At 66.4% G+C, this 26,714-nt stretch carries 20 protein-coding genes and 1 pseudogene; 7 read left to right on the top strand and 14 right to left on the bottom strand.

Features of this window, described 5'->3' with window-relative positions:
* Positions 1-54: 54 nt before the first annotated feature.
* From H276_RS0104975 to H276_RS0104965, 3 genes are all read right to left on the bottom strand, one after another.
* Positions 55-1,260 carry a CHAT domain-containing protein gene (locus H276_RS0104975; RefSeq protein ID WP_026356603.1) on the bottom strand — a complete coding sequence of 402 codons (1,206 nt, stop codon included), beginning with the start codon at positions 1,258-1,260 and terminating at the stop codon, positions 55-57.
* Positions 1,257-2,990, bottom strand: coding sequence for a hypothetical protein (locus H276_RS0104970; protein WP_019970207.1), 1,734 nt, complete (start codon positions 2,988-2,990; stop codon positions 1,257-1,259). Before H276_RS0104970 ends, H276_RS0104975 begins: the two co-directional genes overlap by 4 nt.
* Before the next feature lie 70 nt (positions 2,991-3,060).
* Positions 3,061-3,537: a lipoprotein LpqH gene (locus tag H276_RS0104965; protein ID WP_026356602.1), complete on the bottom strand. Its 477-nt coding sequence runs from the start codon at positions 3,535-3,537 to the stop codon at positions 3,061-3,063.
* Between the two features lie 104 nt (positions 3,538-3,641).
* Here H276_RS0104965 and H276_RS0104960 point away from each other — a divergent pair, with 104 nt between their 5' ends.
* Both H276_RS0104960 and H276_RS0104955 read left to right on the top strand, forming a co-directional pair.
* On the top strand, positions 3,642-3,920 hold the full coding sequence (locus tag H276_RS0104960; RefSeq protein WP_019970205.1) for a hypothetical protein: 279 nt from the start codon (positions 3,642-3,644) through the stop codon (positions 3,918-3,920).
* Between the two features lie 3 nt (positions 3,921-3,923).
* Positions 3,924-5,084, top strand: a complete 1,161-nt coding sequence (locus tag H276_RS0104955; protein WP_019970204.1) for a winged helix DNA-binding domain-containing protein — start codon at positions 3,924-3,926, stop codon at positions 5,082-5,084.
* On the opposite strand, the gene uvrA is transcribed toward H276_RS0104955, so the two are convergent.
* Positions 5,074-7,974: an excinuclease ABC subunit UvrA gene (gene uvrA / locus H276_RS0104950; RefSeq protein ID WP_019970203.1), complete on the bottom strand. Its 2,901-nt coding sequence runs from the start codon at positions 7,972-7,974 to the stop codon at positions 5,074-5,076. The genes H276_RS0104955 and uvrA overlap by 11 nt on opposite strands.
* A gap of 73 nt (positions 7,975-8,047) precedes the next feature.
* Between uvrA and H276_RS0104945 the strand changes: the two genes are divergently transcribed.
* Positions 8,048-8,731 (top strand): MBL fold metallo-hydrolase, encoded by a 684-nt coding sequence (locus H276_RS0104945; RefSeq protein WP_019970202.1) that lies wholly within the window; start codon positions 8,048-8,050, stop codon positions 8,729-8,731.
* Between the two features lie 4 nt (positions 8,732-8,735).
* On the opposite strand, the gene H276_RS0104940 is transcribed toward H276_RS0104945, so the two are convergent.
* The 4 genes from H276_RS0104940 to uvrB form a co-directional block, all read right to left on the bottom strand.
* The gene (locus H276_RS0104940; RefSeq protein WP_019970201.1) at positions 8,736-9,179 is read right to left on the bottom strand and encodes a universal stress protein; all 444 of its coding nucleotides are present in this window, start codon (positions 9,177-9,179) and stop codon (positions 8,736-8,738) included.
* Positions 9,180-9,589: 410 nt separating this feature from the next.
* Entirely contained in the window at positions 9,590-12,163 is a 2,574-nt protein-coding gene (locus tag H276_RS0104935; protein WP_369758403.1) for an excinuclease ABC subunit A, read from the bottom strand.
* Between the two features lie 250 nt (positions 12,164-12,413).
* Positions 12,414-13,841 (bottom strand): MFS transporter, encoded by a 1,428-nt coding sequence (locus H276_RS0104930; RefSeq protein ID WP_019970199.1) that lies wholly within the window; start codon positions 13,839-13,841, stop codon positions 12,414-12,416.
* A gap of 67 nt (positions 13,842-13,908) precedes the next feature.
* Positions 13,909-16,068, bottom strand: a complete 2,160-nt coding sequence (uvrB, locus tag H276_RS0104925; RefSeq protein ID WP_026356600.1) for an excinuclease ABC subunit UvrB — start codon at positions 16,066-16,068, stop codon at positions 13,909-13,911.
* A 67-nt stretch (positions 16,069-16,135) separates the two neighbouring features.
* Here uvrB and H276_RS0104920 point away from each other — a divergent pair, with 67 nt between their 5' ends.
* A complete protein-coding gene (locus H276_RS0104920; RefSeq protein ID WP_196807842.1) occupies positions 16,136-16,642 on the top strand; it encodes a DUF402 domain-containing protein in 507 nt (168 codons plus the stop codon).
* A gap of 11 nt (positions 16,643-16,653) precedes the next feature.
* Positions 16,654-17,193 carry a hypothetical protein gene (locus H276_RS0104915; protein WP_051111375.1) on the top strand — a complete coding sequence of 180 codons (540 nt, stop codon included), beginning with the start codon at positions 16,654-16,656 and terminating at the stop codon, positions 17,191-17,193.
* On the opposite strand, the gene coaE is transcribed toward H276_RS0104915, so the two are convergent.
* The 4 genes from coaE to polA form a co-directional block, all read right to left on the bottom strand.
* Positions 17,190-18,374, bottom strand: a complete 1,185-nt coding sequence (coaE, locus tag H276_RS0104910; RefSeq protein ID WP_019970195.1) for a dephospho-CoA kinase — start codon at positions 18,372-18,374, stop codon at positions 17,190-17,192. The genes H276_RS0104915 and coaE overlap by 4 nt on opposite strands.
* A gap of 82 nt (positions 18,375-18,456) precedes the next feature.
* Positions 18,457-19,896: a 30S ribosomal protein S1 gene (gene rpsA, locus H276_RS0104905; protein ID WP_019970194.1), complete on the bottom strand. Its 1,440-nt coding sequence runs from the start codon at positions 19,894-19,896 to the stop codon at positions 18,457-18,459.
* Positions 19,897-20,129: 233 nt separating this feature from the next.
* Complete coding sequence (locus tag H276_RS22580) at positions 20,130-21,416, bottom strand: threonine/serine exporter ThrE family protein (protein WP_019970193.1); 1,287 nt, start codon at positions 21,414-21,416, stop codon at positions 20,130-20,132.
* Between the two features lie 8 nt (positions 21,417-21,424).
* Positions 21,425-24,085 (bottom strand): DNA polymerase I, encoded by a 2,661-nt coding sequence (gene polA, locus H276_RS0104895; RefSeq protein WP_196807841.1) that lies wholly within the window; start codon positions 24,083-24,085, stop codon positions 21,425-21,427.
* A gap of 319 nt (positions 24,086-24,404) precedes the next feature.
* Between polA and H276_RS0104890 the strand changes: the two genes are divergently transcribed.
* Positions 24,405-25,103: a hypothetical protein gene (locus H276_RS0104890; RefSeq protein ID WP_036460579.1), complete on the top strand. Its 699-nt coding sequence runs from the start codon at positions 24,405-24,407 to the stop codon at positions 25,101-25,103.
* On the opposite strand, the gene H276_RS0104885 is transcribed toward H276_RS0104890, so the two are convergent.
* The gene (locus tag H276_RS0104885; RefSeq protein WP_026356598.1) at positions 25,100-25,429 is read right to left on the bottom strand and encodes a hypothetical protein; all 330 of its coding nucleotides are present in this window, start codon (positions 25,427-25,429) and stop codon (positions 25,100-25,102) included. The genes H276_RS0104890 and H276_RS0104885 overlap by 4 nt on opposite strands.
* Before the next feature lie 137 nt (positions 25,430-25,566).
* Here H276_RS0104885 and rbpA point away from each other — a divergent pair, with 137 nt between their 5' ends.
* The gene (gene rbpA / locus H276_RS0104880; protein ID WP_026356597.1) at positions 25,567-25,905 is read left to right on the top strand and encodes an RNA polymerase-binding protein RbpA; all 339 of its coding nucleotides are present in this window, start codon (positions 25,567-25,569) and stop codon (positions 25,903-25,905) included.
* Positions 25,906-25,980: 75 nt separating this feature from the next.
* On the opposite strand, the pseudogene H276_RS0104875 reads toward rbpA, so the two are convergent.
* Positions 25,981-26,703: pseudogene (locus H276_RS0104875) on the bottom strand (polyprenol monophosphomannose synthase); the annotation flags it as partial.
* Between the last annotated feature and the right edge of the window lie 11 nt (positions 26,704-26,714).

Below are 26,714 nucleotides of genomic sequence, written 5' to 3'. Positions count from 1 at the left end.
GCCTGCTCTGCGCCGCCGCAGGCGTCGCGGTGTTCGTATTGCCGGCTGAGCCGCTCAACGGGCACCGTCGACGGTGAAGCTGGCCAGAGCCGCCCAATGCAGCGGGCTGGCAGCACGGTCGCCGTCACGCCAGCGCCGCAGCTGGGCTCGCTGCCATCGGTTCACCGCGCGGCCTGCCGCATCTTCCCGGTGGGCCAGGTCGACCGCGGCAACCGTCTCGGTCATCGGGTCAAATGCGAAATCTGCTGCACCCCTATAGAACTGGTGGTATCCGGCAGCGGTCGGCAGCGACCACAACGTGGCGGTCACCAGCTCGGCACCGCCGAGGATCATCGCCGCCACCAATCCCGTGGCCTCGTCGAAGCGGTAGTCGCCGCCGGACGCGCAGGCCAACAGCGCCACTCGGGGAGGAATGACCAGGTCGGCCAACATGACGTCGGCGGCGGTCAGCGGATGCGACTCGGCCAGATGCAGCGCGGCGCGGTCGGCGTAACCGGCATCGCCTTCGGCGGCACTGGCGTGCCCGACATAGAGCAGCCGGGCCGGGTCCTGGGCGCACGCCTGCGCCAACCAGCGCCGGTCGGTGTCGGTGCGGCGGAACAACTCGGCAGGCTCGGCGACGGTGGGCAGCACCCGACCCGCGGCGACCGGATCGGCGAAATGGCGTGCCAACGGTGTCTGCGGGGATGGCCTGCCGAGCACCGATCCCAACGCCGAACCCGGCCGCTGTCCGGGGATACGGGGGTCGAGCAACAGGACCGCCGGTCGGTCGCGACGATCCTCCCAGCGGGTCTGCCGACGTGGCGCGTGCACGACGTTCGGCGGCACGGCCATGAGCACATCGGCGAGCTCGATCAGACGAAATCCGTCAGGGCCGGGCATGACGAGCTGCGCCCACGGCACCCGGCCCAACCGCGGGCTCGGTGTCACGAACAGGACCGGCCGTGGCGAGGCAACGCACTCGGAGAACAGCTGCCAGCCGGCGGCCCCGATCAACTGCGCGCCCAGCGCCTCGGCGAGCTCGTGTTCGCTGCCGGGGGATGCGAAAGCCCCTGTCGTCAAGGCGCGTTCGATGGCCGAGTCAGGGGCCTCACCGGGACGCGGATCGGGTAGCGCGGCGTCCAACGCGTCGCACGCGGTGCGCAGCTGTGGTTCCTCGACCACCCAGGTGACCGACCGTTGCGGCTCCCCCACCACCCGCAGGCTTGCGTAGGTGGCTATGCCGACGTCGGCGAAGCGCAGCACCAGGGTCACGGTCACGGCCACGTCCGCCACGCGTCGCCGGCCGCCGTGACGTCGCGGCCGTATCGTTGCTGGGCCAGGTCGCGATATCGGCTCATGATCGGAGCGGTCTGCGGGTCCATCCGCAGCGGCGGCAGCGGGCCCAGCCGGGTCAGCCCCCCACCGCCCGCAGCAGGTGCGGCGGCCGCGATCGCCAGTTCCGGGGCAAGTTCGGCCTCCACCGGCACCGCGGCGGTTGCGGTGCCGGTCCAGTCACCCGCCTGCTGTGCGGTCGGATCAGCGGTGAAAGTACCTCGTGCACTGTGGTATTCGACTAGTTCGCAGACCAGCTCGACGTCATCGGATTCCCATGCCACCGCGAACGCCCCGGCCAGCAGCGGAGCCGATACACAGCTTGCCCAGCGCATCCGAGCGCCGGCATCGGGGATGGTGTAACGCACGGAATCTACGGCCAGCGCAGCGGGAACCTTCAGATCGGCTGCGCGCCGAAGCTTTTCCATCGCGCGCGCATATTCGGGCGATCCGGGGGCACAGTCGACCACGCCCAGGCCGGCCGCGTATCGGGCTTCGACCTGGTGCCAGTTCTGGCCCGGACGCCCAAAACCGTCGAACCCCATCTCGGCGAGTGCGTCGGCACGCCAGACGTTACCCAGATGCGAATCGAGCCGGGCATACTGCAGCCAACTATGCCGTGGCGCAGAATCCAACAGCTCCCGCGCCTGGGCCACTTGCGCACGGGCCTCGTCGAAATCCCCACGGAAAGTAGCGATCCAGCTGCGCTGCAACAGAATCCGGTGTATGTGCAGCGGCTTCTCGATCTCCCGCCAGTGTCGTTCTGCATGAGCCCAGCACTCGTCGGCCTCTTGCAATGCGCCGATGGCCAGCCGGATCAGGCCGAAATACAGCCAACTTCGGGACACGTCGTGCGCGCGGGCGTGTTCGGCGATCACCGGGTACGCCTCGTGCACCAACCGCTGCGTCTCGGCGATGTCGCCGCCCGACCAGGCCGCCGCGGCCCGTTCGAGTTGAGCACGCGATGTAGCCAGCCGCCAGCCTCGGGCCTCGGCCCTCGCTCCACCACGGCGCAGCCACGGTTCGGCCTCGGCCAGGCGCCCGGATTCCACACAGAACCGCCCGTAACCGAGTGCTGCCGCGACGAACAGGTGGTCGGACTCCTCGGCGTCCCCGTCGAGGTTACCGTCCACCACGTCGAGAACCTCGGCCCACACGGGCTCCGATCGGGCGTACAGGTCGTCGTCGCACAGGGCCGTCGCCAGCAGGATGCGGGCACAACAGACGAGCCGCGCGTGCTCGGCATCCAGATCGGTGAATTCCCCGCTCGCAGTGATCAATGCCGCCAAATGTTGCTCGGCGGCGTCGTGCTCACCACGCGCGGCGGCCAGACCAGCGGCGAGGAATTCGACGCGGCGGGTATAGCGGCAGATCATGTGGTCGACCTCCGCATCCGTCATGGTGACCTTGGCGGCGCTCTCAGGCATCGCGCCGGCCCGGATTCCCGCGTAGATCTCCAGGCAGTCCCGGATGTGCCGGATGCCTTCCACCACACCGTCGTACGCGGTGCGTACCAGATAGATCTCGCCGAGTTGGGCAAACACCTCGAGCGCGTAATCGTCCCGGTCGGCCTGCTCGATCTGCGGCATCAACGACAGCAGCAGCTCCTTGGCGGCACCCTCCTCGGCTGCCAGCGCCATATGACGGGCACGCTGCAAGTCGCCGACGATGGTCACATCCGCATCATAGAAACTCGGCGGGCGTGCCGCGTGTGTTGCTCGGCACGCCCGCCGCGATCGGGATGGGTCAGCTGCAGCTCACCGTGATGGTGAACGGCTTGGTGATCATCCCGGCCATCGGGTTATTCAGGTCCGCACCCGACGCCTCACCGCTGATGGTGTAGGTGCTGCCGTCCACCTTGACCTCGGCCGAACCGACCTTGACGCCCATGTTGTCGCTGACCGACAGGGCGCTGCCGTCGTACACCAGGCCCAAGGACTGCACCTTGGGCGTGGCCTCGTCGGACATCACCACACCGAGGCCCTGCTGGCCCCCGACCGCGCCGCTGGCCACGGTGATCTGGCCGCCCTGCTTCACGCAGGTCACCGAGTTCAGGTCGAGTCCCGCCAGGTCGGCGCCGTCCACCTTGACCGCGGTGTTGCCGCCGGTGCTGACCTTCGCGCTGGTCGTGTTGTTCGAGGCGGCGGGCTTGTCGTTCGAGCAACCCACCACCACCGCACCGACGGCGGCCAGCCCCACCGCTCCTGCGATCACCCGGTTGATTGTCGTTGCGGTCATTGCCGTCTTCCCTTCGTTCCCCGCGTCGCCCCGATGGCTCCGTCGTGTCCTCAAGTCAAGGCGTGCGGTACCGCTACCGATCCCAAGAAATGTCGGTTGCCGCAGGTAACGTGGGGTGCGTGACTGACGAGCCAGCCTTGCCTTCCCCGCCCGAAGAGCCCGGGTACACCGCAGAGGGCGTGCCGACGTTCGATTCGGTGCGGGAGAAGATCGAGACGCGCTACGGCACCGCGATCGGGGCCTCCGAACTGGCCGCGGAAACTCCCGAGGGGCGCGCGGCCGAGGAACAGTACGACGCCCGGCAGAAGGCTGCCGCCGAGCGACTGCAACAGATCCGTGAGTCCATGCACGACCACGACGACTCCTGACCGGTGCGCACCTTCACGTCGGCCGAGCGGCGAGCCCGGCTGGCTCGGCGCCACTATTTGACCGGTTCGGCCGATTCGATCGCTGACATCACCGGCGCTTTCGTCGGCCTGCACGCCACCGACCCCGCCACCCCATACCTGTCGCTGTGGGCGCGGCTGCCCGGTTTCACTGTCACCGATCTCGACGAACAGCTGTACGAGCAGCGCACGGTGGTCAAGCACCTCGCGATGCGCCGCACGCTCTGGGTTATCCGCACCGAAGACCTGCCGCTGGTGCAATCCGGCGCCAGTGACCGGGTGGCCGCAAACGAGCGGCGCCGGCTGATCGCCGACGCGCAGAAAGCCGGCGTGGCCGACGACGGCTCGCGGTGGCTGGACACCGCGTGCGCTGCGGTGGTGATGCATCTGCGCGAGCATGGGCCGACCCCCGCGGCTGAACTGCGCGCTGCGCTCCCCGCCCTGCACGGCAGTTTCGACCCGGCGCCGGACAAGACCTGGGGTGGCGAAACACCCTTGGCACCAAGGGTTTTAACAGTGCTCGGGGTCCGCGGCGACATCGTCCGAGGCCCCAACGACGGTGCCTGGACCACGTCGCGGCCCCGCTGGGCCGCGATGGCGGACTGGCTCGGTCCGGCTGGCGACGGCGCCGATCCCGAGGTCGCCAGGGCCGAGCTCGTGCGGACCTGGCTGCGCACGTTCGGACCGGCCACCGTCACCGACATCAAGTGGTGGTTCGGCAACACTTTAACCTGGGCCCGGCACGCATTGCGCGATCTCGGTGCGGTCGAGGTCGACGTAAGCGGCGTCCCCGGTTTCGTCCTGCCCGATGATCTCGACATCGAGCCCGAGCCCGAGCCGTGGGGCGCGCTGCTGCCCGGCCTCGACGTCACGACCATGGGTTGGTTCGACCGCGACTGGTATCTAGGCGGGCACCGCATCCAGGTGTTCGACAGCACCGGCAATGCCGGGCCCACCGCGTGGTGGAACGGCCGTGTCGTGGGCGGTTGGGGTCAGGGGTCCGACGGTCGGGTGGAGCTGCACCTGCTCGAAGAGGTCGGACGTGACGCCGCGCGGGAGCTACAGCGACGTGCCGACCAACTCACCGATTGGCTGGCCGGAGTGCGGATCAAACCCCGCTTTCCGTCGCCGATATCTAAGCGCTGACCTTGCGACGCTTGGTTTTCGCCGCCGGCATGTCGAGTAGTTCGGCCAGGAACCGGCCGGTGTAGCTGTCCGGGTTGGCGGCCACGTCTTCCGGAGTTCCGGACGCGACGACAGTGCCGCCGCCGGCACCACCCTCGGGCCCCATGTCGACGATCCAGTCCGAGGTCTTGATGACATCCAGGTTGTGCTCGATGACGATCACCGTATTGCCTTTGTCGACAAGGCCGTTGATCACCTTGAGCAGCTTGCGGATGTCCTCGAAATGCAGGCCCGTGGTGGGCTCGTCGAGGATGTAGACCGTCCGCCCGGTGGACCGCTTCTGCAGCTCGGCGGCCAGTTTGACGCGCTGCGCCTCACCGCCCGAGAGCGTCGGCGCCGGCTGGCCCAGCCGCACATAACCGAGACCGACGTCGACCAGTGTCTTGAGGTAGCGGTGGATCGAGGAGATCGGCTCGAAGAACTCGGTGGCCTCCTCGATGGACATGTCGAGCACCTCGGAGATGGTCTTGCCCTTGTAGTGCACCTCGAGGGTTTCCCGGTTGTACCGGGCACCGTGGCACACCTCGCACGGCACATACACGTCGGGCAGGAAGTTCATCTCGATCTTGATGGTGCCGTCACCCGAGCACGCCTCGCAGCGGCCGCCCTTGACGTTGAACGAGAACCGGCCGGGTTGGTAGCCGCGGACTTTGGCCTCGGTGGTCGCCGCGAACAGCGACCGGATCTTGTCGAACACACCGGTGTAGGTGGCCGGGTTGGACCGTGGCGTGCGACCGATCGGCGATTGGTCGACACGCACCAGCTTGTCGAGCTGATCGAGACCGTTGACCCGGGTATGCCGGCCCGGAACCTGGCGCGCACCGTTGAGCTTGTTGGCCAGCACCGAGGCCAGGATGTCGTTGACGAGCGTCGATTTACCGGAGCCGGACACCCCCGTGACCGAGGTGAGCACACCGAGCGGGAACGCCACGTCGATCTCTTTGAGGTTGTTCTCCCGGGCCCCCACCACGGTGATCTGGCGGCGCTTGTCGGTGGACCGCCGGATCGTCGGCACCTCGATGCTCTCCTTGCCGGAAAGGTAAGCGCCGGTGAGGGATTCGGGGTTGCGCAGCAGTTCGTCGTAGGTGCCGCTGTGCACGATGCGGCCGCCGTGCTCACCGGCAGCCGGACCGATGTCGACGACCCAGTCGGCGTGCGCGATGGTGTCGAGGTCGTGCTCGACGACGATGAGCGTGTTGCCGAGATCGCGGAGCCGCACCAGGGTGTCGATGAGCCTGCGGTTGTCACGCTGATGCAACCCGATGGACGGCTCGTCGAGCACATAGAGCACCCCGACCAGCCCCGAGCCGATCTGCGTGGCCAGCCGGATGCGTTGCGCCTCACCGCCGGACAGCGTGGCTGCGGCGCGCGACAGCGACAGGTAGTCCAGACCGACGTCGAGCAGGAAGCCCAGCCGCGACTGGATCTCTTTGAGCACCTGACCCGCGATGGCCTGCTCGCGCTGCCCCAGCGTCAACGCGTTGAGGAAATCCGCGCAGTCGGCGATCGACAGCTCGGCCACCTGCGCGATGGACTTCGCGCCGGAGTCCCCCGCCGACAGCGTGACCGCCAGGATCTCCGGCTTGAGCCGCGTGCCGTTGCACTCCGGGCACGGGATGTCGCGCATGAAACCCTCGTAGCGTTCCTTCATCTGCTCCGAGTCGGTGTGCTCCATGCGGCGCTGCAGGAACGCCATCACGCCTTCGAAGTCGGCGTAGTACGCTCTGGTACGGCCGTACCGGTTCTTGTAACGGACGTGGACCTGGTGATCGGAGCCTTCCAGAATGGCCTTGCGTGCTTTTGTCGGCAGCTTTTTCCACGGGGTGTCGACATCGAAGCCGAGCTGGTCCCCCAGGCCCGCCAGCATGCGGGTGAAGTACTCGGCGCTCTGACCTATGGACCATGGGGCCACGGCACCTTCGGCGAGCGTCAGCTCCGGATCCGGCACCACCAGATCAGGGTCGACCTCTTTGCGGACACCCAGGCCGGTGCACTCCGGGCACGCGCCGTAGGGCGAGTTGAACGAGAACGATCGCGGCTCCAGGTCATCGACGGCCAGCGGGTGGCCGTTGGGACAGGCCAGTTTCTCGGAGAAGCGCTGTTCGCGGGGAACATCGGTCTCCCGGTCTCGATCATCGGGGAACTCCAGCACCACGATGCCATCGGCCAGGTTCAGCGCGGTCTCCACCGAATCGGTGAGCCGCTGCTTGGCGGTGGCTTTGACCGTGAGCCGGTCCACCACCACCTCGATATCGTGCTTTTCCTGTTTTTTCAGCTTCGGCGGGTCGGTGAGCGGATGCACCACCCCGTCGACCCGGACCCGGCTGTAGCCCTGCGTGTTGAGCTTGTCGAACAGGTCGACGAACTCGCCCTTGCGAGTGCGCACGACGGGCGCGAGCACCTGGAACCGCAGGCCCTCGTCCATCGCGAGTACCTGGTCGACGATCTGCTGCGAAGTCTGCCGCGCGATGCGCTCACCGCACACCGGGCAGTGCGGTGTGCCGGCGCGGGCGTACAGCAGACGCAGGTAGTCGTACACCTCGGTGATGGTGCCGACCGTGGAGCGCGGATTGCGGTTGGTGGACTTCTGGTCGATGGACACCGCAGGCGAAAGGCCCTCGATGAAGTCGACGTCAGGCTTGTCCATCTGCCCGAGGAACTGGCGGGCGTACGCCGACAGCGATTCGACGTAGCGACGCTGACCCTCGGCAAAGATGGTGTCGAAGGCCAGCGACGACTTGCCCGACCCGGACAATCCGGTGAACACGATCAGCGCATCACGCGGCAGATCGAGGTCGACTCCTCGCAGATTGTGCTCGCGGGCACCCTTCACGATCAGGCGGTCAGCCACGCGCTTCCTTTCCGACGACATACTTCACGCCCATGCTATGTGCGACCACCGACAAGGCCGATACCGTGAGGGTGTGACTCCTTCCAGCATCGCGGTCAGCGATACCTACACCGGCCACGTCGAGCCCCATACGGCAGCACGGCGCACCGTGGGCGGGGCGACGATCATCAAGGCATCGGTGGGCCCGATGGACAACAACGCCTACCTGGTGACCAGCACGAAGACCGGAGACACGCTGCTCATCGACGCCGCCAACGACGCCGACGCCCTGCTGAAACTCATCAAGACCAATGCCCCCAAGCTGGACCTTATCGTCACCAGCCATCAGCATTTCGACCACGTGCAGGCGCTGGCGGCAATCGCAAAGGCCACCGGCGCCCCGACCGCGGCGCATCAACTCGACGCGGAAGCACTGCCGGTGAAGCCCGACCGGATCCTGGCCGATGGCGACACCCTCACGATCGGTGACCTGACCCTCGATGTGATCCACCTGCGCGGACACACACCGGGCTCGGTCGCCCTGGCTCTCAAATCATCCGACGGCGTGACTCATCTGTTCACCGGCGACTGCCTGTTCCCGGGCGGCCCGGGAAGGACAACACGTCCGGAAGATTTCAATTCCCTGATGGGCGACCTCGAAAGCAAGGTGTTCGACCGTTACGGCGACAACACGGTCGTCTATCCCGGACACGGCGACGACACCACGCTGGGCACCGAGCGGCCCCACCTGTCCGAGTGGCGCGAGCGCGGCTGGTGAGCCGCTAGCTCGTGTGGACGATCAGCACGTCGGTCCTGGACCGACGCGCCACGTTTGCCGGCACCGAGCCGAGCAGCCGGCCGGCGATCGTGCTCAGGCCCACATTCCCGACCACCAGCAGATCGGCCTTGACGTCTTCGGCCAGCTCGACCAGCGCGTCCACCGGGGCGCCGACGACTGGGCGCTCCTCGACGTCGGTGGCGCCGGCAGCCTTGGCACGGTCCGTCGCCTCCCGCAGGATTGCGTATATCGGCGCATTGCCAGCCGCCTGGTAGCCCTCGTCCTTGAGAACGTCGGCGGCCCGCTGGTGCTCGCTCTGCGGGAAGTACGCGGTCGCCACGATCAGCTTGGCGTTCGCCCCGGCGGCAATCTGACCGGCGCGGTCGACGGCACGCAGCGACGAATCAGATCCGTCCGTACCGACCACCACGGTGCGATAGGCGCTCATCCATACCCTCCCAGTGTCCGTTGCAACGCCATCCGCGACAGTAACCCGCTGTCCGCTGAGCACGAGCGCGATTCACGAAACCCGCACGCACAACCGGCAAAACAACGCGGTTTCTCCGACCGCTGGCGTCCACCGTGATCGATGGTAACCGCCTGGACGGCCGAATTGGCAGCAACCGTGACCTTCCCGACGTGCGTCGTTCCGACGTCGCCGACACCGGCCGGACCCATTTCATAACCCAGCTCACCGCCGACGCCAAACCTGTTATACACCAGTCAATTTGGCGACAATCAGCACCACCGGCTGTTCCGACCGAAGGACAACTCCGCAGTGGGAGTTGTACATCGTCGCGCCGGCAAGCCCACGATCATGAATTCCACTGGGCCCCAACATATTCCGGTTCGTCCGGGTCAGGACGGGCTCGCAGCCAGCTTCAGGGCGTCAGCCAGATAGGGAGCACTGACGCTGTCGGAGTGAGTCGATGCTTCCACTGGTGTGCCGGTCGCGACGACACGACCTCCGTCTCCGCCGGCGCCTGGACCGAGGTCGATGACGTAATCGGCCTGTGCGACGACACGCATGTCGAGTTCGACGACCACCACCGTGTTGCCTGCGTCCACCAGCTTCTGCAAGTGCACCATCAGTCGGTCGGTGTCTGCGGGATGCAATCCCGCAGAAGGTTCGTCGAGCAGGTAGAGCGCGTCTCCGCGGTGCGCCCGCTGCAACTCGGTGGCAAGTTTGACGCGCTGGGCTTCGCCGCCGGACAGCTCGGTCGCGGGCTGCCCCAGCCGCAGGTAGCCCAGCCCGACGTCACACAGCACCGTCAGCGAGCGCAGTATCTCGGTTTCGCCGTCGAAGAACTCGCGCGCTTGCTCAACACCCATATCGAGGACCTCGGCGATGTTGCGATCGCGCCAGGTGATCTCCAATGTGCTTGCCTTGTAACGAGTTCCGTCGCAGTCCGAGCAGGGGGTATAAACGCTGGGCAGGAACAGCAACTCGACCATCACCCACCCTTCACCCTCACAGGTCGGGCAGCGCCCCGATGCGACATTGAACGAGAACCGCCCGGCCTTGTAGCCGCGGCGTCGTGATTCCGGTGTCTCGGCGAAACGACGACGGATGTGGTCGAACATGCCGGTGTAGGTGGCGACGTTGGAGCGGGGCGTGCGGCCGATGGGCTTCTGGTCGATGCACACCACGCGCCGCAACCCGCCGATGTCGCCGATGATCTTGCCGTCAACCGGTGCGGAATCGGCTGCCAGCAGCAGGTCGTCGTCATCGGACGTGTCGTCGGTCGCACCGGTCACGGGGGCGCCCAGGTACTCGGCGACCAACGTCGGCAGCGCCTGACTTACCAGGCTCGTTTTTCCTGCGCCCGAGATTCCGGTGACAGCGGTCAAACATTTCAGCGGGAACGACACTGACACGTCGTGAAGGTTGTTGCGGCTCACATGTTCCAGCCGCAGCCAACCGTCTGGCTCACGCGGGGTGCGCAACACCGGCTTCGTCAAACCGAAAAGGTAACGGCGCGTGGAAGATTCTTCCACCTGTCGCAGACCTTCCGGCTGGCCACTGTACAGGATCTGGCCGCCACGCTCGCCTGCGCCGGGTCCGATGTCGACCAACCAGTCTGCGGCGCCGATGATGTCGAGCGAGTGCTCGACGAGGAAGACACTGTTACCGCGCCGCTTCAGCCCCTGCAAAATGCCCAGCAGCGCGTCCCGATCACGCGGGTGCAGCCCGGCCGACGGCTCGTCGAGCACGTACACCACGCCGAACAACTGTGACGACAGCTGGGTTGCCAGGCGCAGCCGCTGCAGCTCACCCGACGACAGCGTCGGGGTGCTGCGGTCCAGCGACAGGTAGCCCAGACCCAGATCCATGATCGGGTGCAGCCGTTCAAGCAGTTCGGCCGCCAAACGTCCGGCGGCGGCACGTTTTTCGACGGCGATATCGGAATCCGCGTGATGGGTCGGCTTACCGGCGGCCACGGGCTCCAACAGCTCGGCGAGCCGATTCAGGGTCAGGCCGGACAACTCGGCGATATCGAATCCCTCGAACGTGACCGACAGCGCCTCGGGCTTGATCAGCTTGCCGTGACACGTCGAACAGACCGCGCCGCGGACGAACTGGGATACGCGCTTCTTCATCTGCGCGCTCTTGGTGTTGGCGAAGGTGTCCAGAACGTAGCGCCGCGCGCCGGTGAAGGTGCCCTGGTAGCTGGGCTCCATCTCCATCGCCACGGCCCGACGCGTCTGCGCCGGCGTGAACCCCGCGTATACCGGCGCGGTCGGCCGTTCGTCGGTGTAGAGGATCCAGTCCCGATCCTTCTTCGGCAGGTCCCTCCACGGCGTGTCGACGTCGTAGCCCAGGGACACCAGGATCTCGCGCAGGTTCTGCCCGTGCCACGCCGCGGGCCACGACGCGATGGCCCGGTCGCGGATCGTCAGCGACGGATCGGGCACCATGAGTTCCTCGGGCACCTCGTAAACCCGGCCGATACCGTGACACGCCGGGCACGCGCCCGGCACGGTGTTCGGAGAGAAATCCTCCGCGAACAGCATGGGCTGGTCGGCCGGGTAGTGCCCCGCACGCGAGTAGAGCATGCGCACGAGGCTCGACAGTGTCGTCACACTGCCCACCGACGACCGTGCGCTGCCGGCACCACGCTGTTGCTGCAGGGCGACCGCGGGCGGCATCCCCTCGATGGAGTCGACGTCGGGAACACCCACCTGGTCGATCAGACGACGCGCGTACGGAGCCACCGATTCCAGGTAGCGGCGCTGCGACTCGGCGAACAACGTGCCGAAAGCCAGTGACGACTTACCGGACCCCGAGACACCGGTGAACACCACCAGTGCGTCCCGCGGAACATCGACATCGACATTCTTGAGATTGTGTTCCCGGGCCCCGCGCACCCGGACATCGGCAGGTATGTCCATCGACCGCTCATCCCACGACCGCTCCAACGATCTCGTCATCACCACGCGACACTAGCGGGGGCGCGGACGGGTAGTCGAACTCATACCGAGGGACACCCGGTGACGGGATTCGAACCCGCGTTGACGGCTTTGCAGGCCGGTGCCTAGCCACTCAGCCACACCCGCACTGATCACCACAGTGCCAGCCGGAGTCCCGCGCACCCACCGTTTCGATCTTGATGATCGTTAACGCTCGTCTTCCCCACCGGCCTGATACTCACACTGCCCGGGAGCGGAGTGGCCACAGCCATCAGCTCGAATCGGAGTCGGAATAGTACCGGCATCGTCGACGCCCGGCACGGACCGACGAGATCGTCCCGACCGAGGCCAGGACCGCGAGGCCGCCGAAGAGATACCGAGCAGCAGACACGTCACCGGTCTTCGACAGGTTGACAACGATACCGGCGAGCCCGGCACCGAATGCCCCGCAGATCAGCTGCACGGTGTTGATCGCTGCGGCCGCGGCAGGTCCCTCGGCCGGATCGTTCACACTGCTCATCGCCCAGGCCGACAGATGCGGCCATGCCACGCCGATGCCTATACCTGCGACCAGCAAGGCCGTCGCCCATCCAGCCACCGACACCAACGCCATCCCGTCGCGGACCAGCGCTGCCGCCGACGCCAGGCCGACCCCAACCACCAGCGGCGCCAACCCCACCGCCCGGACCACCACCCGCTGATTGCGGACAGACGCGCTGACGAGCTCGCCGACCGTCCAGCCGACCGACAGCACCGCCCCGAAGAATCCCGCCACCACCGGGGTGAGGTGAGCCAGCCGCTGGCCGAACAACGGCACATACATGTCGACCATGGTGGCGGCCATCAGCGCGCCCAGGGTCAGGTAGATCCACTTGAGCGGTCCGGGTCCGAAAGCGCTGGGCGGCAACACCGCCGACGTGGCCCGTCGATCGACCACGAGGAAGCAGCCGACCAGACCGAGGCCGACCACCAACATCACAATCGTTGCCCGTGCATCGTGCGGTAGACCGGCCACACTCACCGCTATCGCCGCCGCCCCGAGCAGCACCAGCGACCACACCGGGATCCCCGGCGTCGGAGCTCGCTCAGCGGCACGATCCCGGCCGGGCAACGCGACCGGCACCAGCGCGGACATCGCGATGGTCAACACCGCGAGCACGCCGAACGCCCATCGCCACAGCCCCCACTGCGCGAACAGTCCGCCGGCCGCCGGGCCGACCACGGTGCCGACACCCCACATTGCCGAGACCAGCGCAGAAGCCTTGGTCCACAAGGTGTTCGGCAGAGCGGTGTTGATGACGGCGTAGCCGAGCCCGGCCAACAGGCCGCCGGCGAAGCCCTGCACAGTGCGACTCGCGAGCAGCAGAGGCATGCTGGGGGCCAGAGCGCAGGCGAGGCTGCCCGCTCCGAACACCGCGAGGCTCAGCAGATACGCCCGACGCGAACCCATCCGCATGAGCACCGAGTGCACCGTCGTCGCTGCGACCACCGAAGCGACCAGATACACCGCGGTGACCCATGCGTACAACCGGTGACCACCGATCTCGGCGACGGCGCTGGGCAACAGGCTGATGGTGATGAACTCGTTGGTCGCGTACAGCAGCACACCGCCGGCCAGCACGGTCGATGCACCGAGGTGTTTGGGCCCCAGCAGTTGCCGCCAAGTCCCCTCGGATTCAGCCGCCACGGTCTCGGTCACGACATTGACGCTAGGAGCTCAACCAACATTGAGGTCAAGCAGGGCGGTCGCTCGGTTCGACACGGCCCTATTTGAGACCCGCGGCGTCCATCCCCCGCAATTCCTTTTTCAGATCCGCGACCTCGTCGCGGATCCGGGCAGCCAACTCGAACTGCAGATCCCGCGCAGCGGTCATCATCTGCTCAGTCAGATCCTTGATGAGATCGGCCAATTCAGCGCGCGGCATGTTGGAGGTGTCGCGGCCCTCGACGATGCCCGCACTGACCGCCCGGCCCGGTGCACCTTGCGCGCGGCGTCCGCGAGAGGCGTTGCGCCCGGAGCCACCGACCTCCACGGCCTCAGTGTCGTCGGCCTCGCGGTAGACCTGGTCGAGAATGTCGGCGATCTTCTTCCGCAGTGGCTTCGGGTCGATGCCATTGGCCTCGTTGTAAGCGATCTGCTTGGCGCGGCGCCGCTCGGTCTCGTCAATGGCTTCGCGCATCGAGTCCGTGATCTTGTCGGCGTACATGTGCACCTCACCGGACACGTTGCGTGCCGCACGGCCGATGGTCTGGATCAGGCTGCGAGTCGACCGCAGGAATCCTTCCTTGTCGGCGTCGAGAATCGCCACCAGCGACACCTCCGGCAGGTCCAGACCCTCACGGAGCAGGTTGATGCCGACCAGCACGTCGTACTCACCCAACCGCAATTGCCGCAGCAGCTCCACCCGGCGCAGCGTGTCGACCTCGGAGTGCAGATACCGCACCCGGATACCGAGTTCCAGCAGATAGTCGGTGAGGTCCTCGGCCATCTTCTTGGTCAGGGTGGTCACCAGCACGCGCTCGTCACGTTCGGTGCGGATGCGAATCTCGCCGATCAGATCGTCGATCTGCCCCTTGGTGGGCTTGACGACCACCTGAGGATCGACCAACCCGGTCGGGCGGATGACCTGCTCGACGAACTCGCCGCCGGCCTGGCCGATCTCGTACGGCCCGGGCGTGGCCGACAGGTAGACGGTCTGGCCGATCCGGCTCGCGAACTCCTCCCAGGTCAACGGCCGGTTGTCGACGGCAGACGGGAGCCGGAACCCGAAGTCGACCAGGTTCCGCTTGCGGGACATGTCGCCCTCGTACATACCGCCGATCTGCGGGACGGTGACGTGAGACTCGTCGATGACGAGCAGGAAGTCCTCGGGGAAGTAGTCGAGCAGGCAGGCCGGAGCGGAACCTGCCGGGCGTCCATCGATGTGGCGCGAGTAGTTCTCGATGCCCGAGCAGAAGCCGACCTGCTTCATCATCTCGACGTCATAGTTGGTGCGCATCCGCAGCCGCTGAGCCTCCAGCAGTTTGCCCTGACGCTCCAGATCAGACAGCCGCTCTTCCAACTCCTCCTCGATGGTCGAGATGGCACGAGCCATGCGCTCGGGCCCGGCCACGTAGTGGGTGGCCGGGAAGATCCGCAGCGAGTCGACCTGGCGGACGATGTCGCCGGTCAGCGGGTGCAGGTAATACAGTGCCTCGATCTCGTCGCCGAAGAACTCGATACGTACTGCCAACTCTTCGTACGACGGGATGATCTCGACGGTGTCGCCGCGCACCCGGAACGTCCCCCGGGTGAATGCCATGTCGTTACGGTTGTACTGGACGTCGACCAGCAATCGCAGCAGCCCGTCGCGGGGTACCTCATCGCCGACGTTCAGCTCAACCGAGCGGTCCAGGTAGGACTGCGGGGTACCGAGGCCGTAGATGCAGGACACTGAAGCGACCACGACGACGTCGCGCCGCGACAGCAGGCTGGACGTCGCTGAATGCCGCAGCCGCTCGACATCGTCGTTGATCGAGCTGTCCTTCTCGATGTAGGTGTCAGTCTGGGCGATGTACGCCTCTGGCTGGTAGTAGTCGTAGTACGAGACGAAGTATTCAACCGCGTTGTGCGGCAACATCTCCCGAAGCTCATTGGCAAGCTGCGCGGCGAGCGTCTTGTTGGGCGCCATCACCAGGGTGGGCCGCTGCAACCGCTCGATGAGCCACGCCGTGGTGGCCGACTTGCCCGTACCGGTGGCACCGAGCAGCACCACGTCGCGTTCGCCCGCTTCGATCCGCCGTTGCAGTTCGTCGATGGCGGCGGGCTGGTCACCGGCCGGCTCGTACTCACTGACCACCTCGAACTCGCCGCCGGTGCGGACCACTTCGTCGACAGCGCGATACTCCGAGTACGCAAGCACAGGATGTTCGGTCGCGAAGGCCATGTTCACCAGGGTAGAACTGACCTCCGACAACTTTCTGGGGTGTTCACTACCCGCGTAGGCTGACCCCATTCACCCGCCCAAGCACGAGACATTCGACCTGGTCGCCCGCACGAACACCGACCCGAAAGGGATCGTGCGGGCGGTCGACGTGTACACCGTCACGCCGTGGGGCCTGTACCTGGCGCGCCCAACCCCGGGCCGCGCCCAGTTCCACTACCTGCAGTCGTGGCTGCTGCCGCCGCTGGGGCTGCGCGCGACGATCTTCCACTTCAACCCGGGCCACGAGCGCGACCAGGACTTCTACCTGGACGTCGGCCTGTACACGCCGGGCGAGACCGCGTGGTATTCGGAGGATCACTACCTCGACCTGGTGGTACGCACGGGAATCGGCGTCGAACTGGACGACGTGGACGAATTGATGACGGCGGTACGGCACGGCCTGCTCAGCCCGGAGACCGCCGAGCAGGCGATCGAGACCGCTGCGGGAACCATCGACGGGTTGGCCCGCCACGACTATGACCTCGACCGGTGGCTTGCCGGCAACGGCATGGCCCTCACGTGGCGGACCTTGTAAGGTCGGCAATCATGAGCCCAACTAAGTACGCCGGGGTGACGGCTGCCGCACTGGCAGGACTGCTCTTCGGCGCGCAGTTGATTCCCGGGACGGCGGCAGCCGACCCCGAAGCACCGTCCCAGCCCAGTGCGGCACCGCAGCCAGCCCAGCAACTGCACAACGCCACGTACCGGGCCAGGATCGACGGGGTTTCGCGCAACGCGATGATCTCCTACAAGATCGACGACAACAACATCAACAGCGCCAACCCCACCATGCTGCCGGGCCGCATCTTCGAGGCCACCGGGGTGGTGTCCGAGCCGCAGCTCGCCGGCATGACGGTATCCATCGACTGGCCGTATTCAGCGAACCTGCACTGCGAGATCCTCGTAGACGACCAGACTGTCGCCCAGGCCGACACCTGGGTCGGGCCGCGGCTGACGCGCCCGCACGACGATCCGACCTACGGCAGCCTGGCGTGCGGCGCACCCCTGTCGACCGGCGCCGGACCCGTCGACGCCGCGGTCCCCTCTCCGGACAACCCGCCCGTCGAACCACCGCCTGCGAGCTAAGGCCGCCAGCCGGTGCTGTCAGCCCAGAGCCAGGCTCGCCGGTAGGCATCCAGGAACCACGGTTCCTTGGCGTCGGCGTAGTCCGGTGCGGCCAGGGCTGCTCGCTTGATCTCGCGGTACTCAGGCTGTACGCCAGGGTTGGCGGCCAGCCAGTCCCGGAACAGCAACGCGAACTGTTGATTCGGCCTTCCGTCCACCCGCACGTGCACGTTCGTCGGCCGACCTGGATCAGCCGATGCGTGAAAACGCTTATGCCACAACGCCGGATCACCCGAATGCGGCCCCGCGTGCGGGTTGTCGTACGTGATCGTCGGGACCAGCGGATAACCGGCGTTCAACAGTGGCCCATCGAATTCGACGGCGACATCTAGGGACGCCACGGTGATCTGGATGTCGATGACGTCTTTGGCGTCCATACCAGGCACCGCCGTCGAACCGATGTGATCGATCCGCACCGCACGGTGCCCGCAGGCCGCGTTCAGCCGGGCGATGATGCGCCGGGCCTGATCGGGCCATGACGCGTCGTAGGGTACGACCTTGGGCGGTACCCGCACGGGTTCGCGGACCTGCAGATTGTGCGCGAACGGCAGGATGCGCTCGTGCCAGAGGTCACGGGCCTGCTCGACCAGCGCGCCGGCGGAACCGGAGTTGTCCAGCCAGACGTCGGCCACCGCACGGCGCTGCGCCTCGGTGGCCTGCGCAGCGACGCGGGCGCGTGCATCCTCTTCGCTGAAACCGCGGTAGGCGATGAGCCGCTTGACCCGTGTTTCGACGTCGGCGTTGACGATCACCACCAGCGGGAACAACGGCGCCATCTGGGACTCCACCAGCAGCGGGATGTCCTCGACGATCACTGGGTTTTTCTCGGCCTCGATTGCACGTGCGATGAGCTCCGAACGCCGGTGCGCCACCAGCGGATGCACGATTCCGTTCAGCGTTGCGCGCTTCTCGTCGTCACTGAAGGCCACCGCCGCCAACGCGGGGCGGTTCAGCGCACCGTCCGGCAGCAGGATGCCGGCACCGAACGCGTCAACCAGCTTGGCCAGCCCCTCGGTCCCGGGCTCAACCACCTCTCGGGCGATGACATCGCCGTCGACGAGGATGCCGCCGAGGTCTGCGAATGTAGCCGAGACCGTTGACTTCCCGGCGCCGATCCCGCCGGTCAACCCGATGCGAAGCACGGCAACAGTGTCTCAGTGGCCCCGAATGAAGAACTCCCCGGCTCGTACTGAGCCGGGGAGTTCTTCATGCTATGGCTTCGCCTCAGGCGTTGCCCGCGAGCTTCTCGCGCAGCGCGGCGAGCTGGGCATCGCTGGCCAACGTTCCACCGGTCGGCTCCTCCGAACGCGAAGAACTGTTGGACGGCGGGGCACTGGCGGCCTCGGCCTCCGCAGCCGCGAACTTCTCCATCTGGGTGGTGTGCATCTTGTGGCGACGCTCGGCCTCGGCGTACCGGGCCTCCCATTCGTCACGCTGCTTCTCGAAGCCCTCGAGCCATTCGTTGCTCTCGGCGTCGAAGCCCTCGGGGAAGATGTAGTTGCCCTGATCGTCGTAGCTGTCGGCCATGCCGTACTTCGACGGGTCGAACTCCTCGGTGTAGTCCTCGTTGGCCTGCTTGAGGCTCAACGAAATGCGGCGCCGCTCCAGGTCGATGTCGATGACCTTGACCATCGCGTCGTCGCCGACGGCGACCACCTGATCGGGGACCTCGACGTGGCGCTCGGACAGCTCCGAGATGTGCACCAGACCCTCGATGCCCTCCTCGACGCGGACGAACGCACCGAACGGCACCAGCTTGGTGACCTTGCCCGGCACGATCTGCCCGATCGCATGGGTACGGGCGAAGTGACGCCACGGGTCTTCCTGAGTCGCCTTGAGCGACAACGAAACCCGCTCGCGGTCCATGTCGACGTCGAGCACCTCGACGGTGACCTCGTCGCCCACCTGAACCACCTCGGACGGGTGGTCGATGTGCTTCCAGGACAGCTCGGAGACGTGCACCAGGCCGTCGACACCGCCGAGATCGACGAACGCGCCGAAGTTGACGATCGAGGACACGACACCCTTGCGGATGGCGCCCTTGGTGAGCTGGTTGAGGAATTCGCTGCGCACCTCGGACTGGGTCTGCTCCAGCCAGGCGCGGCGGCTCAGCACCACGTTGTTGCGGTTCTTGTCCAGCTCGATGATCTTGGCCTCGATCTCCTTGCCGATGTACGGCTGCAGATCGCGGACCCGACGCATCTCGACCAGCGATGCGGGCAGGAAGCCGCGCAGGCCGATGTCGAGGATCAGGCCACCCTTGACGACCTCGATGACGGTGCCCTTGACGGCCTCGTCCTTGTCCTTGAGCTCCTCGATGGTGCCCCAGGCACGCTCGTACTGAGCGCGCTTCTTGGACAGGATCAGGCGACCTTCCTTGTCCTCCTTGGTGAGGACGAGTGCCTCGACCTCATCGCCCACGGAAACGACCTCGTTGGGGTCGACGTCGTGCTTGATGGAGAGTTCGCGGGAAGGAATGACACCTTCGGTCTTGTAGCCGATGTCGAGCAGGACCTCGTCACGGTCCACCTTGACGATGGTCCCTTCGACGATGTCGCCATCGTTGAAGTATTTGATGGTCTTGTCGATGGCGGCGAGAAAGTCCTCGGCCGAGCCGATGTCGTTGACGGCTACTTGCGGCGAGGTGACGGAGGGACTTGGCATGTGGTGGGTTGCTCCGGACAGGTTGAATCGTAGGGACATGGAAACTTGCGTATTTTTGGTTCGGCGCGGACGCCGAGATCATGCAGGTGCACCTGAGTCAACACACAGGTACTTCTAGAGCGTACTCGACCAAGGACACGCTGGACAAACCCGGTCCGCGTCGATCCTGGGCCCGCAGTGCACGCTCGGCGGCGCCGATCCTGGGCTGGCACATCAACTACCACGCGCCTCAACTACCACGCGCCGGATGTTGCCCCCGCAGCAGAGTCCGTCGGGTCGGGCGGGCTGGGCCTGGACGAGCGCCGCGAGGTGTTGTGCTTGGCCAGTTCCCAGATCACCAGCCCCGCCTGCAGACCGAGCGAAACCGAAATCATCGAGATCACGGTGGCGGGGAACGCCGAGTCGCCTTCCGCTCCGAACAACTCGGTCACCCCGATCAGGCCCATCGAACCCGGTACCAGCAGCCAAAACCCGGGCAGGATGAGGGTGATCGCGGGTGGTGCGCTCCGGCGCCGGGAGATGACGAGCGCTGACACGGTCAGCACGAGACCACCGCAGAAGCCGCTGGCGTAACTGCCCAACACCAGATCCCCGATGAACTGGGCGGCGAACGCCGTATAGACGATCACGGCCAGCCACGGCAAAAACCACAATGGGGGTGCCAAGAACAGCATCACGCCGACGGCGTACACCGCGACGCCAGCCCACGGCGCCCACGCGCCGATCTTGTTGATGGGGTCGGGGCTGAGCTGGCTGCCGTCCGCACCGAGCACTTGGGTGGCGATCAGGATCCCGAACGCCAATTGCGCGATCTGCATGAAGCCCGCTATCAGTCGGCTCGACCCGGAGATGACGTCGCGGGCCGTCAACTCGACGACTGCCATGGTGATCGCGGCACCCGGCAGGAACATCGCCAACGGTGGGATCAGCGCCCGCAGGCTCACATGGTCGTATCCCAGGTAGTGGGCGCCGGACATGCAGATCACCGACACCGCGAACGCGCTGATGGTGGGGACCAGGTGCTGCAACATCGCGACACGTCGCCCCGCCGCGCAGAACAGGCCGACCATCAAGCCGAGCACCGCCGCCGCGGCAAGGTTCACCAGCGTCGGCTCCAGCACCAGAGCAAGCCCGGCGCTCTGCACGCTGTATCCCAGCACCGAGACCCAGCCGGGATACCGGCTCTGCATCGCCAGGATGCGGTCGAGGCGGCTCTCACCGTCCGCGGGCCGGACGCGGCCCGCCATCGCGTCGGACACCAATCGTGCCAGCGGGAAAATCTGGTCGAATCGCAGCTCACTGGTGAGGTACGCCGATTTGACCACCGTTCCGGACTCGGTCGCCGGCCCCACCACCTGGACATAGTTGGGAAAGGCGACGAAGTCGTTGGGCACGCCGTATGCGGCGGACGAGCGCTGCACCATCTGTCGGACCAGGGTGACCGGATAGTTCGCGGCGCCCATCGCCGCGCCCAGCCGAGCGACGAAACTGACCTGATCGTTGGCGAGCGACTCTGTCATGGCGCGGACTAGTGGGCTGCCGCATCCCAGGTGCGGCCATATCCGACCGACACCTCCAACGGAACGTCCAGGGAGTAGGCGTTACCCATGTGCTCACGCACCAGCGCCTCGAGAGTGTCCCGCTCCCCTTCGGCGACCTCGAACAGTAGTTCGTCGTGCACCTGCAGCAGCATGCGTGATGTCAGGCCGGCCGATGTGATGGCCTCGTCGACGTTGATCATCGCGACCTTGATGATGTCGGCCGCACTGCCCTGGATCGGTGCGTTAAGCGCGGCCCGCTCGGCGGCCTCGCGGACATTGCGGTTGCTGCTGTCCAGCTCGGGCAGATAGCGCCGGCGCCCGAACACCGTCGAGGTGTAGCCGTCCTTGCGGGCCTGGTCGACGACGTCGCGGAGATAGTCGCGGATGCCGCCGAACCGGGCGAAGTACTGCTCCATCTGCACCTTCGCCTCTTCGGTGGAGATCTTGAGTTGGCTGGCCAGGCCGTAGGCGCTCAAACCGTAGGCCAGCCCGTAGGACATCGCCTTGACCCGTCGCCGCAGCTCGGGTGTCACCTCGTCGATCGGTACCTCGAACGCACGGGACGCCACGAACGAATGCAGGTCTTCCCCGGTGTTGAACGCTTCGATCAGGCCCTCGTCGCCGGAGAGGTGGGCCATGATGCGCATCTCGATCTGGCTGTAGTCGGCCGTCATGAGCTCGGCGTAACCGTCGCCTACCACAAACGCGTCTCGGATGCGCCGACCCGCCTCGGTGCGGATCGGGATGTTCTGCAGGTTGGGCTCGGTCGACGAGAGCCGGCCCGTCGCGGCGATGGTCTGGTTGAACGTGGTGTGAATGCGCCCGTCGGAGGCCACCGAGTTCAGCAGGCCGTCGACGGTCACCTTGAGCCGGGTGGCGTCACGGTGGGTGAGCATGTGCTGCAGGAACGGGTGCCCGGTCTTGTCGAACAACGACTGCAACGCGTCGGCGTCGGTGGTGTAGCCGGTCTTGGTGCGTTTGGTCTTCGGCATCTCCAGCTCGTCGAACAGCACGACCTGCAGCTGTTTGGGCGAGCCGAGGTTGATCTGCTTGCCGATCACGGCGTACGCGGCCTCGGCGGCATCGCGGATCTGGTCGGCGAAGTCGCTCTGCAATTCCTTGAGGCGCTCACTGTCGACCGCGATCCCCGTGTGTTCCATCTCGGCGAGCACTCGTTGCACGGGCAGCTCCATACGCCCCAGCAGTGACGACGAGTCGATCCGCGCGAGCTCCTCGTCGAGCGCGTCGGCGAGGTCACCGACCGCCGAGGCCCGCAAGAGCAGCGTCTGCACGGCTTGCTCGTCGACTCCCTCGGTGTCGTCGAGCAGCGAAAGCTGTTGCTGTCCGGTGTCTTCGGCGCGCAATTCGCGTTTGAGATAACGCAGGGACAGGTCGTCGAGGGCAAAGCTACGCTGCCCGGGCCGCACCAGGTAGGCCGCAAGCGCGGTGTCGGAAGTCACCCCCGCCAGGTTCCAGCTACGCCCGGCCAGGTCGTGCATGGCGAGCTTGGCCTCGTGCAGCGCCTTCGGCGGTCCCGGATCGGCCAGCCACGACGCAAGTGCCGCCTCGTCGTCAGGAGTCAGTGTCGTGGTGTCGAGGTAACAGCCCTCGCCGTCGGCCGCGGCGATGGCCAACGCAGTGGCATCGGAGTCGAAAGCTCGGTGGGTGCCGACCACCGCCAACCCGAAACGACGGCCATTGCTGTGCTCGGCCAACCAGGGCGCCAACTCACCGGGCGCGAGCACGCCGCCGCGTACCTCGAAGCCGGCCTCGACCTCAGGGTCAGCGGAGCTGAGGGTGTCGAACAGCCTGTCGCGCAACACCCGGAACTCCAGGTCGTCGAACAGCCGGTGGATGTGGTCGCGGTCCCACGGCAGCATCCGCAGCGTGTCGGGCGTCTGCGCCAACGGCACATTCTTGACCAGCTCGGTCAGCTCACGGTTGAGAACGACGCTGGAGAGATTGGCGCGCAACGCATCCCCGACCTTGCCCTTGATCATGTCGACGTTGTCGACGAGGCTCTGCAGCGAGCCGTGCTCGAGGATCCACTTGGTGGCCGTCTTCTCCCCCACGCCCGGTATACCGGGCAGGTTGTCGCTCGGGTCACCGCGCAGCGCGGCAAAGTCGGGGTATTGGGTGGGCGTGAGCCCATATTTGGCGACGACGGCGTCGGGAGTGAACCGGGTCAGCTCGCTGACGCCCCTGACCGGATACAGCACCGTGACGTCGTCGCTGACCAACTGCAGCGAGTCCCGGTCGCCGGTGACGACCAGTACCCGATATCCGGCATCCTGCGCCTGCGTGGCAAGGGTGGCGATGATGTCGTCGGCCTCGAAGCCCTCCTCGGAGAGCACCGTGATGCCGAGCGCGTTCAGCACCTCTTTGGTGATGTCGATCTGGCCCCGGAATTCGTCGGGCGTGGCCGAGCGCCCCTCCTTGTATTCCGGATACTTGTCCTTGCGGAATGTCTTGCGGGACACGTCGAACGCAGCGGCAACGTGACTGGGCTGCTCATCGCGCAGCAGATTGATCAGCATTGCGGTGAAGCCGTACACCGCGTTGGTGGTGAGCCCGCCCTGTGTCTTGAAGTTCTCCGCGGGCAGCGCGTAAAAAGCGCGGAACGCCAGCGAGTTGCCGTCAAGGAGCATGAGGGTGGGCTTGCTGGTGGGCTGGGCGTCCGTCACGCACCTAACTCTATGCACCGCCCCCGACGAGCTTGGATCGGTCTCTCCGTGACCGTGCGGGTCTGCTGGTCGACACACCGCTGAGCAGCAATATTTTGGGCACGCTCACGCGACGATCGAAGACGTGAGTGAAACGGGTGAGTCTTGTCTCGGGTGCTGCTGCGCGCCTCAAGCGTTTTCGGGCGCGCTGACGCGCGACGAGCGTGCGCAGAGTGCTGCCCGAACACGGCGTGCCGGGCAGCAGACCCGCACGGTCGGCGATACGTACCGCTAGCCTGGCTGGATGCGGTTTGCTGTGATCATCGCGGTGTCTGCGCTACTGGCAGGATGCTCGACCGGGGGCGGCGGGGAGACTCAGTCGACGTCGCAGGCCCAAGTGTCGGCGCCTACCAGCTCGGCGCAACCATCCGGCGCCAAACCGGCGCCGACGACGACCACCCCACCGGTACCCACCACTGCACCCGCCACCGGAACGCCGATGTCCCAGGTCATTCGATGGGTCGAGGCAGGCGCGCAGGCCGATCCCGCCGGTTTCCACACCGCCACCCGTGCCGGCGAGGCCACCAACCTCGGTGACGACGTCGCGTTCGTCACGACCGCAGGCAGGTGCGCAACCGACAAGCTGGTCAACGGAGAGCTGGCCTGCCTGGTCAAGACTGACGGCCTGCCGCCGAAACCGTCCGACGTGGAGGGCGAATGGATCTCGGGGTGGGTGGATTTCCCGGGGCCGACGCTGGAGATCGGCTCGCTGCACGGTGATCCGGGCCGGTTCACCTACGGCGACGGAACCGAACTGCCCACCGGAGAATCGATCGCGTTCGGAGACTACCGCTGCCGCGCCGACGCCGCTGCACTGATCTGCGTCAACTACGCACACCAGTCCGGGATGCGGGTGAGTCAGGCGGGCGTGGAGCCGCTCGGCTGCCTGAAGCCGACGCCGCCGGCGGTCGGCATCGGCCGACAGTTCACCTGCCCGGACTAACGCCAGCCGTCGGCCGCCTTGGCGGCATGCATCAGCGCGTCGCACAACTGCCGAAGCTCGTCGGAGGCGGCACCCTCATCGACGGCGGTGGCGAGATCCTCAGCCGCGCACCGAACCTGATAGACCCGGTCAGACAGTTGGGCGGCTTCCTCGGCGGTGAGCACCACCGAATCCGGGGCCAGTGAGGTGCCCTTCACCAGGGCACGCTGCTCGTATGCCCGCTGACGACACGACTGTCTGCAGTACTGCCGTCGGCGCCCCATACCCGTGTCGGCTACCTCACGCCCGCACCACCGGCACGGTTGCGGCCGATGACGTCTGGCAATTCCGGTGGCCATGGTCCCCGACTGTAGACGGCCGCAGGTCGCGATCGGCGTATCATGGACGGCTGAGTCGGGAACCTGGCAACGCCGTCAAGCGTTGATACATCCGGATAATTTCGTGTAACTGAGGAGTGTTGACGATGGCTGATCGCGTCCTGAGAGGCAGTCGCCTCGGAGCCGTGAGCTACGAGACCGACCGTAACCATGACCTGGCGCCGCGTCAGGTTGCTCGCTACCGGACGGACAACGGCGAAGAGTTCGATGTGCCGTTCGCCGACGACGCCGAGATTCCCGGCACCTGGCTGTGCCGTAACGGCATGGAGGGCACCCTCATCGAGGGTGACGTGCCCGAGCCGAAGAAGGTCAAGCCGCCCCGTACCCACTGGGACATGCTGCTGGAGCGCCGCTCGGTGGAGGAGCTCGAAGAGCTGCTCAAGGAACGTCTCGACCTGATCAAGACCAAGCGTCGCGGTAGCTGAACCGCTGACAAAAGCCGCGAGGGTGCACTTCGGTGCACCCTCGCGGCTATTTCTGGGTCAGCTCGGCACTCCGCGCGCCCGGTCCAGGCGTCCCCGGACGCCCCACTCGGCGACTTTGAACATCGCCTCACGGATGTTGGATCCGCTCATCTTCGAGACGCCCAGTTCACGTTCGGTGAACGTGATCGGTACCTCGACGACGCTGAAGCCGTTGGTGATGGCTCGCCAGGTCAGGTCGATCTGGAAGCAGTAACCCATCGAGTCCACCGCGGACAGGTCGATCTTCTCCAGCACCTCACGCCGGTAGGCACGGTATCCGGCGGTGATGTCGTGGATGCCCACACCCAGCAGTAACCGTGAGTAGGTGTTGGCGGTCTTGGACAGCGCCAGGCGCCGCCACGGCCAGTTGCGCACCGTGCCACCCGAGACGTACCGCGAGCCGATGGCTAGATCGGCACCCGCGTCCACGGCGTCGAGCAGCCGGTACAGCTCCTCGGGAGCGTGGCTGCCGTCGGCGTCCATCTCCACCAGCACCGAGTAGCCCCGGCCCAGACCCCAGGCGAATCCGGCCAGGTAAGCCGCACCCAAACCGGCCTTGGTCGTGCGGTGCATGACGTGCACCCGGTCCGGGTCGGCCAGGGCCAGCTCATCGGCCAGTTCACCGGTACCGTCCGGACTGCCGTCATCGACGATCAGCACGTGGACGTCGGGGCGTGCGCGGTGTACGCGGCCGACGATCAGCGGCAGGTTCTCCAGCTCGTTGTAGGTCGGGATGATGACCAGCGTGCGCCCGCTGGGTTTGCCATCGT

This window comes from Mycobacterium sp. 141 (assembly GCF_000382405.1).
Classification (GTDB): Bacteria; Actinomycetota; Actinomycetes; order Mycobacteriales; family Mycobacteriaceae; genus Mycobacterium.
The sequence above is the reverse complement of the archived record's forward strand: the minus strand, read 5'-3'. Positions and strand labels throughout refer to the sequence as shown.

Excerpts from the sequence above, each read along its gene's own strand:
- H276_RS0104960 (WP_019970205.1), top strand. The coding sequence starts at position 3,642 with ATGTCGGTTGCCGCAGGTAACGTGGGGTGCGTGACTGACGAGCCAGCC.
- H276_RS0104940 (WP_019970201.1), bottom strand. The coding sequence starts at position 9,179 with ATGAGCGCCTATCGCACCGTGGTGGTCGGTACGGACGGATCTGATTCG.
- H276_RS0104935 (WP_369758403.1), bottom strand. The coding sequence starts at position 12,163 with ATGACGAGATCGTTGGAGCGGTCGTGGGATGAGCGGTCGATGGACATA.
- uvrB (WP_026356600.1), bottom strand. The coding sequence starts at position 16,068 with ATGGCCTTCGCGACCGAACATCCTGTGCTTGCGTACTCGGAGTATCGC.
- H276_RS0104915 (WP_051111375.1), top strand. The coding sequence starts at position 16,654 with ATGAGCCCAACTAAGTACGCCGGGGTGACGGCTGCCGCACTGGCAGGA.
- rpsA (WP_019970194.1), bottom strand. The coding sequence starts at position 19,896 with ATGCCAAGTCCCTCCGTCACCTCGCCGCAAGTAGCCGTCAACGACATC.
- H276_RS22580 (WP_019970193.1), bottom strand. The coding sequence starts at position 21,416 with ATGACAGAGTCGCTCGCCAACGATCAGGTCAGTTTCGTCGCTCGGCTG.
- polA (WP_196807841.1), bottom strand. The coding sequence starts at position 24,085 with ATGCTCCTTGACGGCAACTCGCTGGCGTTCCGCGCTTTTTACGCGCTG.
- H276_RS0104890 (WP_036460579.1), top strand. The coding sequence starts at position 24,405 with ATGCGGTTTGCTGTGATCATCGCGGTGTCTGCGCTACTGGCAGGATGC.
- rbpA (WP_026356597.1), top strand. The coding sequence starts at position 25,567 with ATGGCTGATCGCGTCCTGAGAGGCAGTCGCCTCGGAGCCGTGAGCTAC.